Here is an 8,628-nt window from a genome sequence, read left to right as displayed (position 1 = left end):
GCCGCCGGGCAGGCCGCGCCCGGACCGGACGTGGCCGACGAGGCCCCCGCGGGGCACGACGACACCCGCCCCGCGCCCAGCCGCACCGAGCGACGGCGACGCCGCCGGGGCGGCCGCGGCGAGCGGCTGATGGTTCCCGAGGCCGACTTCCGCAGCTACCACGACCGGCCGATCATCAAGCCGCCGGTGTGGAAGGTGCCCGACGTCCCCGCCTACCTCTACCTGGGCGGCGCGGCCGGGGTCGCAGCGTCCACGGCGGCGCTGGCCGACCTCACCTGCCGGCCCGGACTGCGTCGCTCCGGTCGGCTCGTCGCCGCGGGCGGGGCGGTCGCCTCGGTCGCGTTCCTCATCCACGACCTCGGCCGCCCCGAGCGGTTCCTGCACATGATGCGGGTGTTCAAGCCGACCTCGCCGTTGTCGGTGGGATCCTGGATCCTCGCCCCGTTCGGCACCGTCACCGGGGCCGCGGCGGCCTCGGAGGTCACCGGGCTGCTGCCCGGCGCCGGGCGCGCCGCCGGACTGGTCGGCGGGCTCCTCGGCCCGGCGATGACCACCTACACCGCCGTGCTGCTCGCCGACACCGCTGTCCCCGGCTGGCACGAGGCCTACCGGGAGCTGCCGTTCGTGTTCGCCGGGTCGGCGCTCGCCGCAGGCGGCGGGTCGGCGCTGCTCACCGGGAACGGTGACGGCCCGCCGCGGCGCATCGCCGTCGCCGGAGCGGCGCTGGAGCTGGCCGCCACCCACCGCACCGAGACCGCGATCGGGATGAGCGGGCACGCCTACCGCAGCGGCCGCGCCGGACGGGTGCTGCGCGCCGCCCGCGCCGCGACCCTCGGCGGTCTGGTGGCAGCACTGGCCGGACCGCTGCACGACCGGCTGCGCCCGGGCTCACGACGGCGCCGCCGCGGGTTCGACGCCGCGGCCGGACTCCTGCTCAACGCCGGGTCCGCCGCGACCCGGTGGGGCGTGTTCGACGCCGGCATGGCGACCGCGTGGGACCCGGCCTACACCGTCGTCCCACAGCGGGATCGGTTGCGCCGTCGCGAAGCCGCCCGCACCGCGGAGGAGGAGCGCGGCGATCCCGGCACCGTGCCGCCGGGCGAGGCCGTCACCGCGGGGGACCTCCCCGGTCCGGACCCGGCGGGTGCCGGATCCGACGGCGGACCGACCTGCTGAACCCCCGGCGAACAGGGTCGGTACCACCGGGGACGGTCCGGGCGTCCTGACCGATCGCACCCGCCGCCGGACGTGCCGGAGGGCGCGCCTGGTCCCGGCCGGATCCGGTGCGCCTGGGCCGGCGGCACGGCTCAGCGGCGGGTGCGATGCCCGGACAGGGCGGGGTCCCACAGCGCCCCCGAGGTGTGCTCGGTGCCGCCGTGCAGCGACCAGCGGCCCAGGACGAGCCCGAGCGCACGCTCGACCGGACCCGGTGCGATCCGGTGCGCGAGGACCAGCAGCCGTACCGCGATCCCGCCGGTGACCGTCTCGGGCCGCGGGCGCCGCAGCCGGGCGGCGATCACCCGGGCGACGCGCTCCGGGGCGTCCACCGGCGGGGGAGGGGCCACCTTCCGCCCGGTGTGGTTGGCCGCGGTCGACCAGATCGGGGTGTCGACGGCCCCGGGCAGCACCGTGCACACCGAGACCCCGCGGATGCCCGCACGACGCAGCTCGGCGCGCAGCCCGGCCGACAGCGTCCGTACCGCGGACTTGGACATGCAATAGGGCGTCACCCACGGCGCCGGGATGATCCCGAGCACCGAGGAGACGTTGACGAGGACGCCGTGCCGGCGCGCGATCATCGACGGCAGTGCCGCGCGAGCGCCGTTGAGGCAACCGCCGATGTTGATGTCCAGCAGCCGTCGCACGTCGGCGGGCGGGGTGGACAGCACGGTGCCGAATCCGGCGACGCCTGCGCAGTTCACCCAGCCGTCGATCGGGCCGAGCTGCTCGGTCACGTGCGCGGCAGCCGCACTGACGGCCTCGTCGTCGGCGACATCGCAGGGAACCACCAGGGCCCGGTCCGGGAGCAGCTCCGCCGCCACGTCCTCCAGGGGCGCGGGGTCGCGCGCGATCAGCCCGAGCCGGGCGCCATGGCGCGCCAGCTCCCGCACCGTCGCACGTCCGATCCCGCCGGACGCGCCCGTCACCACCACCACAGCACCGTCGAGCCGCATGCCCGGCCGGCTACCCGGGCCGCACCGGTCCATGCCGCCGGGTGTGGGTCGCAGGGGCCGGGGTAGGCGCGATGGCGCGACGGACGATGCGGGAGCGGACATGGTCGAGGTACGGGTGAAGGCGGTCGGGGTCGACGCGGTCACGGCCGACCGGGTGCTCCTGTTGGAGGAGACAGCCGGGCGCGGGCGAATAGTCGCAGTGTCGGTCGGTGGGGCGGAGGCGCTGGCCGCGGTCGCCGAGCTGGAGGGGGTCCGCCGTACCCGTCCCGGTACCCACCGGCTGATCGGTGCGGTGCTCGAGGCAGCTGGGCGCCGGCTGCTGTGCGTCCGGGTGCACGCCCTGCGCGACCACGTCTTCCACGCTGAACTGCAGCTCGACGACGGCACCCGCATCGACGCCCGCACCAGCGACGCGGTGGTCCTCGCGTTGCAGGACAGTGCGGCGATCGAGGTCGGGGACACGGTGCTCGCCGCGGCCGGTATCGACCCCGGCATGGTCAGCGTGCAGGATGCGGGGCCGGAGACCGACGATGTCGACGCGTTCCGCAGGTTCCTCGACACCGCGGTGCCCGACGACTTCGACGGCCCCTGAGGGCGGCCCCGGCGGCTGTCGTGTTCAACCACCGGGGCCTGACACGATCCGGCTCCCGGGTACCGATCCGAGCCGCCTTCCAGGGTCGCTGGTGCACAACCGGCAATGCACAGAGTGGTGGAGGGGTTCACGTCGGGTGTTGGCTCGCGGGCGCCGGGTAGGCGGGCAGGCGTGGACACCTCGCTGACGTTCGTCGGGACCGCCACCGTGATCCTGAGGCTGGGCCGGTTCCGGCTGCTGACCGACCCCAACTTCCTGCATCGGGGGCAGCGTGCCCGGTTGGGTTGGGGTCTGTCGTCGAGGCGGCGAACCGACCCGGCGCTGGACATCGATCAGCTGCCCCGCCTCGACGCGGTGGTGCTGTCGCACCTGCATGGGGACCACTTCGACGACGTCGCCCGTGACGGACTGGACCGTTCGGTGCCCGTCCTCACCACCCCGCACGCGCGCCGCCGGCTGCGCAGGTGGGGGTTCGCTGCGGCCACCGGACTCGAGACCTGGGACAGCTGGGAGCTCGGTGACGACGAGGAGCGGGTCCGTATCACCTCGGTACCGGCGCGGCACGGCCCGGTGGGTGTACACCGGCTCCTGCCGCCGGTGCAGGGCACGGTGATCGACCACGAGCGCCGGGGCCGGCGGGTGCTGCGGCTCTACATCACCGGGGACACCGTCCTGGTCCCCGAGCTGCGTGAGATCCGCGACCGGTTCGGTGACATCGACGTGATGGTCGCCCACCTCGGCGGTACCCGGGTCGGCGGTGTACTGGTCACCCTGGACGCCTCGCAGGGCAGCGACCTGGTGGAGATGGTCGGGCCCGGTCGCGTGGTCCCCGTGCACTTCGACGACTACGACGTGTTCCGGTCCCCACTCACACACTTCCTGGAGGAGATGCGGGCCCGCGGGATGGGCGACCGGGTGCGGGTGGTCGGGCGCGGGGACACCGTGGAGCTGCCGCCGTCGACGGGACGGTGGGTCGCGGCGAGCCCGGGCCCTGGTACCGGGTCGGCGAACGCGCCCGGAACACCGTTCGACGCGCTGCCGCCCCGCTGATCCACCGACGTCGTCGACCGGGGAGGTGTGGGCGGCCCGGGCAGCGGTGATGCGAACCCATGGCTTCGACGACCGAACACGGCCGCGAGCGGGTGGTCGTGGTTCCCGATCTCACCGGTCTCGACGTGGCGGGCGCGCACGACGTGGCGCTCGACGGCGGCGTGCTCGCCGTCGAGCACCGCCGTCCCGGCGAGGACCCACCGCAGCGGTGCGTCCTCGAACAGGAGCCACGGGCCGGGGCCGTCGTGACGTTCGGCAGCACCGTGCGGATGTGGACCGGCCCTCCGCCCGGTGACGACGGCGGGGGCGGTGGAGGTGGGCTGCGCCCGGTCGGGCCCGGCCCGGTGGTGACCGGTGGGCGGCGTTGACGGCGCCGCCCACCCCGACCCACACGTCGCGGACCCCGTCCCCGCCCGGTGCCGGACGCTCAGCCGCCGCACCGGCCCGAGGGCTCGCCCCGCGCGGCGTTCTCCACCACCGACAGCGCGACCTGCCGCAGTTTGGTGTTCGTGGTCTGCGACAGCTCCCGCAGCAGCGCGAACGCCTCCTCCGGCCCGCAGCCGCGGGTCGCCATGAGCACACCTTTCGCCTGCTCGATGGCGACGTGCCGCCCGAAGCGCCGCCGCAGTGCCTCGCCCTCGGTGGCGAGCTCGCGGACGAGCGCGACCGCCGGGACCGGGTCGGCCGGGAGCGCCGGCAGGTGCGAGCAAGGCGGGGCCGCCGGACCGTACCCGGAGAACCCGGGGCCGTTTCCCCCGGTCCGACCGCCGGGCGCGTCCGCAGCGTGGTCGTCCTGCCCACACCGTGGTGCCCGGTACACGAGCGTCCCGAGTCCGTCGCCCGGCACCGCGTCGTCGACTTCGGCCCGCACCGGCCACAGCGGGGTGACATCCTCGATGTGCACGAGGATCCCGGCCAGCCGGCCTCGGGGGTCACGGACGGGGGAGTGCGCTCCGACCCAGTACTTCTCGACGAAGCCGTCGGCCCCGCGCGGTGCGGGTACGTCGTAGCGCTGCAGGCCGACGTCGTCGCGGGCGCCGCGGCGCAGCACCCGCAGCAGCGACGCCGTCACTGCCGCCACCGCGCCGACGTCCGGCGCCGCAGGGTTGTCCGGGAAGACGTCGAACAGGGGCCGGTCCAGGGCCTCGCCGGGCTCGCGCAGTGTCGCCTCGAGCCAGGCCGGGTTCACCGCGCGTATGCGCAGTGACCGGTCGAGCACGGCGTACGGCGAGCGGGTCGTCTGGAACAGCGGGTTGTCGTTGATGGCGCGCAGCAGACGCGCCTCCGGTCCACCGGGGGGCATCTCGTCCTCCGATACCGCCGGCCGCGGTCGGCGTGCGGGGGACGGCTCGGGGGAGCGTCGGGCGTGGCCGGGGGCGCGGTCCGGCAGCGCATTCTCGTGCACTGACGGGGGATCCCCGGCCCGGGACGCACGCGGGCGTGCACGGGTGGGGACGCTGGGCCGGCTGTTCGACCCCGGGTCGGCGCCGGCCGGGACCGGAGGCCCCTGGCGCACTGCGACAGAACGTTATGACACCACCGCCGGGCGGCACCACGCCGGGTCACCCCGTCCGGTCGGCGCCGGCCGGCCCCCTCTGGCCGGCCGGCGCCCCGAGCACCGGTCAAGAGACCGCGGCGCCCGTGTCCTCCTTCGACGACAGCTTCGCGAGCAGGTCGTGGCAGGTGGAGGCGCGTGTCGCGTCCTCCTCCATGACCCGCTCGAAGAACTCCGCGATGTCGTCGTAGCCCGCGTTGCGCGCGTCGCGGACGTACTGGCCGTAGTCGTGGCCGCCCTTGAGCGCGTGGTACTGGACCGACACCAGGTCGAACACGACGTCGCTGAATCCGGTCTCGCCTGTGGCCATGACGGCCACCTCCTCCTCGGTCGTTCCCGTTGGCGTGCCCTTCCTACCCACGACCCCGGCGGTCATGCCGGACATGGCGCCACGCCGGCGACGACCCGTCGCAGGCCGCGCGGTGGACCGCGCAGGCGGTGGCCGAGGCCGGCACGATCGGTGTCAGCGGGGTCTACCCGCCGACCCTGCAGTCCTATCCGATCGGCACCCTGCTGAACCGCAACCTCACGGTGCGCGCGGGAAACTGCCCGCACCGGGCACTCATCCCGGAGCTGATCGACGTGGTCGCCGCGGGCGTGCTCGACCCCGGTCGCGGGGTGACCGTGCGGGAGGGCCTGGGCGACGTCGTCACCGCGTACCAGGAGTTCGACGACCATCGCGCGGGCTGGGTCGAGGTCGCGCTGGACCCCGGCACCTGACCGACGCCGGTCCCCGGGGTCAGTCCCGGGGGCCGGCCGTGGTCGGCACGTCCGCGACCTCCGATGCCCTCGCGTTGCGCCGCACCAGGTCCGAGCCACGCTCGTAGTCCTCGTCGGCCTGGTGGGTGGCGACCCCGCACACCAACCCCTGGCGCTGGTACCAGGCGGTGAACCCGCCGCCGGGGTGGGTGGTCAAAGCGACCTCGTCGAACCCGTCGCCCCAGGCGGAGTACTTGAGCACGCGGTCGCCGATCTCGGACCAGAAGCCGGGCGCGGCGTCCCAGCGCGCGTCCGACCCGGCGGCGACGGTCCCGGCGACGGCGCCCATCTCCTCGGCATCGCCCCAGTGCTCCACCCCGACGTGCCGGCCCGCGGCCGCGTTGAACGCACGCGCGACGTCCCCGGCGGCGAGCACACCCGGCACCGCGGTCCGCATGTGCTCGTCGACGACGACTCGGCCGTCCTCGATCAGGACCCCGGCCGCTTCGGCCGGCCCGAGCCGGGGGCGGGCGCCCGCCGCGACCAGTACCAGGTCCGCCGCGACGGGCTCGCCGCCCCGGACGTGCACCACGGGCGCGCCACCGGTCGACTCGATCCCGGTGACCTCGGCGTCGCCGCGCAGACGGACCCCCGCCCCTCTCAACCAGTCCGCGATGCGGTCGCCGACGGCGTCACCGAGCCGCGAGGCCTGCGGGACCCGCTCCGTGCTGCACACCGTCACGTCCAGGCCGCGTGCGGCCAGCGACGCCGCGGCCTCACAGCCGATGAACCCCGATCCGACGACGACCACCGACCCCGCGTCGTGCAGCCCCGCCAGCAGCGCCCGCGCATCGGCCAGCGAGCGCAGGTGGTAGGCGTCGCCGTCGCCGGGGACGGGCAGGCGCACCGGCTCCGATCCGGTGGCCAGCACGCATGCCCGCCAGCGCACCTCGCCGCCGTCGCCGAGCCGCGCAGTACGGGTACCGGGCTCGAGCGAGGCGACCGTGGTCCGGGTGCGCACCTCGACGTCGCCGAGCCGGGTCAGGTCGTCGAGCAGCAGGTCGTCCTCGCCGAGGTTTCCCCCGCGCAGGAGTTCTTTCGTCAGTGGAGGCCGGAGGTAGGGAGGGCTGTCGTCGGCGGACACCAGCAGCACCGGGCCGGGGCCACCGTGCCCGCGGTACGCGGTCACCGCGGCATGGGCTGCGGGGCCGCCGCCGACCACGAGCAGTCCGGTCGTCGTCACGCTCATGTCGCCCGCCTACCCTGACCGAACGCGTCGACACCCGGGCGCCGTGCCATGGAGCAGGCCCGCCGAGCCTGGGGCGGTGGTCGAGCCGCGGTGGCCCGGGGATCGAGGCCGCGCCCGCGATCGACGGCGCTGTGTCCGCCTCGCGCGGCAGGCCGTGGTGGTGCGGGCCTCACCCGAGGACGGCGGCGGGGCCGCGGCGGTCGTCACGCGGGTCGATCGTCTCCTGGACGGCGCGGGCGAGCTCGTGCAGCTCCGTGACCGTCAGGCGCCGGCGCAGGGCCGGGAGCCGCCGCGTCTCGACGCCCTCGATGTGGAAGCGGGTGGACACGGCGAGCCGGTGCAGCACCTGCTCCGCGTCGGGCGACCCCGGACCGACGGCGAGCAGCTCGGTGACCAGGGCTTCGAGCTGCTCGTGCTCCTCGGCGTCGGCCTGCGCGCAGCGGTCACCGTCCTCGAGGCAGCGGCGCAGCGCCGGGTGCAGCAGGGTCTCCTCGGCGACGCAGTGCCGGCGGACCGCGTTCGCGGCGCGGACGGCCAGGTCGGAGCGCTGCGGGCCGGGGTCGGCCGCGGCGGCGTGGTCGAGCAGGGCCAGCAGCGTGCGGTGGTCGGCGACGAGGACGTCGATCAGGTCGTCGGGTGCAGGGTCGGTCGTCACCGCAGATGTATCACCGGTGGTCGTGGGTCCAAACCCGGGTGCGGGGGTGTGACGGGGCCGAGCGTGGGTACGGGTCGGATCGTCCGGTCGGCGACGGAGAGGCGGGTCCGATGATCGAGGTACGGCGGCGGGTGCACGCCCGCACCGAGGACGTCTATGCGGTCCTGACCGACGGCTGGAGCTACGGCCTGTGGGTGGTCGGGGCGGTGCACATCCGGCGGGTCTCGTCGGACTGGCCGCGGGCGGGCGCGACCATCGAGCGCAGCGTCGGGGCGTGGCCGCTGATGATCGAGGACCGCACCGTGGTCGAGGAGAACGAGCCCGGAAGGATGCTGCAGCTGCGCGCTCGTGCCGGGCCCGGAGGCACCGCCCGGGTGCGCCTGGAGCTGACCCCCGATGGAGCCGGTACGACGATCCGGATGACCGAGGACGCCGTCGCCGGACCCGGGCGGCTCATCCCCGTGCCGGTCCGGGCGCCGCTGTTGAAGCTGCGCAACGCGGAGAGCCTGGCCCGGCTCGCCGCCCTCGCCCGGGGGCGCCCGGACCGGCCCGAGCGGGCCTGACCGGGAGCCCCGTGACCGGGGCCGCGCGGGGGCTCAGCCGTGGATCCGTCGATGCGCGAAGCGGACCGCGCCCCGGTAGAGCGGCCCCGCG

At 75.6% G+C, this 8,628-nt stretch carries 11 protein-coding genes; 6 read left to right on the top strand and 5 right to left on the bottom strand.

Features of this window, described 5'->3' with window-relative positions; genetic code table 11:
* Positions 1 to 129: 129 nt before the first annotated feature.
* On the top strand, positions 130 to 1,176 hold the full coding sequence (nrfD, locus tag NH602_RS24780; protein WP_253069038.1) for an NrfD/PsrC family molybdoenzyme membrane anchor subunit: 1,047 nt from the start codon (positions 130 to 132) through the stop codon (positions 1,174 to 1,176).
* Between the two features lie 131 nt (positions 1,177 to 1,307).
* On the opposite strand, the gene NH602_RS24775 is transcribed toward nrfD, so the two are convergent.
* Positions 1,308 to 2,174, bottom strand: coding sequence for an SDR family oxidoreductase (locus tag NH602_RS24775; protein WP_253069037.1), 867 nt, complete (start codon positions 2,172 to 2,174; stop codon positions 1,308 to 1,310).
* 100 nt (positions 2,175 to 2,274) lie between these two features.
* Between NH602_RS24775 and NH602_RS24770 the strand changes: the two genes are divergently transcribed.
* The 3 genes from NH602_RS24770 to NH602_RS24760 all read left to right on the top strand — a co-directional run bounded on the left by NH602_RS24770 (position 2,275) and on the right by NH602_RS24760 (position 4,184).
* The gene (locus NH602_RS24770; protein WP_253069036.1) at positions 2,275 to 2,766 is read left to right on the top strand and encodes a bifunctional nuclease family protein; all 492 of its coding nucleotides are present in this window, start codon (positions 2,275 to 2,277) and stop codon (positions 2,764 to 2,766) included.
* Positions 2,767 to 2,937: 171 nt separating this feature from the next.
* A complete protein-coding gene (locus NH602_RS24765; protein ID WP_253069035.1) occupies positions 2,938 to 3,816 on the top strand; it encodes an MBL fold metallo-hydrolase in 879 nt (292 codons plus the stop codon).
* 59 nt (positions 3,817 to 3,875) lie between these two features.
* Entirely contained in the window at positions 3,876 to 4,184 is a 309-nt protein-coding gene (locus NH602_RS24760) for a PASTA domain-containing protein (RefSeq protein WP_073575156.1), read from the top strand.
* Between the two features lie 59 nt (positions 4,185 to 4,243).
* Here NH602_RS24760 and NH602_RS24755 read toward each other — a convergent pair whose 3' ends face one another.
* Both NH602_RS24755 and NH602_RS24750 read right to left on the bottom strand, forming a co-directional pair.
* Positions 4,244 to 5,119 carry an ANTAR domain-containing protein gene (locus NH602_RS24755; RefSeq protein WP_253069034.1) on the bottom strand — a complete coding sequence of 292 codons (876 nt, stop codon included), beginning with the start codon at positions 5,117 to 5,119 and terminating at the stop codon, positions 4,244 to 4,246.
* A 319-nt stretch (positions 5,120 to 5,438) separates the two neighbouring features.
* Entirely contained in the window at positions 5,439 to 5,681 is a 243-nt protein-coding gene (locus NH602_RS24750; RefSeq protein WP_073575391.1) for an acyl carrier protein, read from the bottom strand.
* Positions 5,682 to 5,809: 128 nt separating this feature from the next.
* Here NH602_RS24750 and NH602_RS24745 point away from each other — a divergent pair, with 128 nt between their 5' ends.
* The gene (locus NH602_RS24745; protein ID WP_253069033.1) at positions 5,810 to 6,091 is read left to right on the top strand and encodes a hypothetical protein; all 282 of its coding nucleotides are present in this window, start codon (positions 5,810 to 5,812) and stop codon (positions 6,089 to 6,091) included.
* Between the two features lie 19 nt (positions 6,092 to 6,110).
* Here NH602_RS24745 and NH602_RS24740 read toward each other — a convergent pair whose 3' ends face one another.
* Both NH602_RS24740 and NH602_RS24735 read right to left on the bottom strand, forming a co-directional pair.
* Positions 6,111 to 7,319, bottom strand: coding sequence for an NAD(P)/FAD-dependent oxidoreductase (locus NH602_RS24740; RefSeq protein WP_253069032.1), 1,209 nt, complete (start codon positions 7,317 to 7,319; stop codon positions 6,111 to 6,113).
* Positions 7,320 to 7,488: 169 nt separating this feature from the next.
* A complete protein-coding gene (locus tag NH602_RS24735) occupies positions 7,489 to 7,974 on the bottom strand; it encodes a hemerythrin domain-containing protein (RefSeq protein WP_073575152.1) in 486 nt (161 codons plus the stop codon).
* A gap of 110 nt (positions 7,975 to 8,084) precedes the next feature.
* On the opposite strand from NH602_RS24735, the gene NH602_RS24730 reads away from it, so the two are divergent.
* On the top strand, positions 8,085 to 8,537 hold the full coding sequence (locus NH602_RS24730; RefSeq protein WP_253069031.1) for an SRPBCC family protein: 453 nt from the start codon (positions 8,085 to 8,087) through the stop codon (positions 8,535 to 8,537).
* The last annotated feature ends 91 nt before the right edge of the window (positions 8,538 to 8,628 follow it).

The sequence above is a fragment of the Pseudonocardia sp. McavD-2-B genome (assembly GCF_024124365.1).
Classification (GTDB): domain Bacteria; phylum Actinomycetota; class Actinomycetes; order Mycobacteriales; family Pseudonocardiaceae; genus Pseudonocardia; species Pseudonocardia alni.
The sequence above is the reverse complement of the archived record's forward strand: the minus strand, read 5'-3'. Positions and strand labels throughout refer to the sequence as shown.

Coding starts and splice junctions, on each gene's coding strand:
- NH602_RS24740 (WP_253069032.1), bottom strand. CDS start 7,319: ATGAGCGTGACGACGACCGGACTGCTCGTGGTCGGCGGCGGCCCCGCA.
- nrfD (WP_253069038.1), top strand. CDS start 130: ATGGTTCCCGAGGCCGACTTCCGCAGCTACCACGACCGGCCGATCATC.
- NH602_RS24775 (WP_253069037.1), bottom strand. CDS start 2,174: ATGCGGCTCGACGGTGCTGTGGTGGTGGTGACGGGCGCGTCCGGCGGG.
- NH602_RS24730 (WP_253069031.1), top strand. CDS start 8,085: ATGATCGAGGTACGGCGGCGGGTGCACGCCCGCACCGAGGACGTCTAT.
- NH602_RS24755 (WP_253069034.1), bottom strand. CDS start 5,119: ATGCCCCCCGGTGGACCGGAGGCGCGTCTGCTGCGCGCCATCAACGAC.
- NH602_RS24770 (WP_253069036.1), top strand. CDS start 2,275: ATGGTCGAGGTACGGGTGAAGGCGGTCGGGGTCGACGCGGTCACGGCC.
- NH602_RS24750 (WP_073575391.1), bottom strand. CDS start 5,681: ATGGCCACAGGCGAGACCGGATTCAGCGACGTCGTGTTCGACCTGGTG.
- NH602_RS24760 (WP_073575156.1), top strand. CDS start 3,876: ATGGCTTCGACGACCGAACACGGCCGCGAGCGGGTGGTCGTGGTTCCC.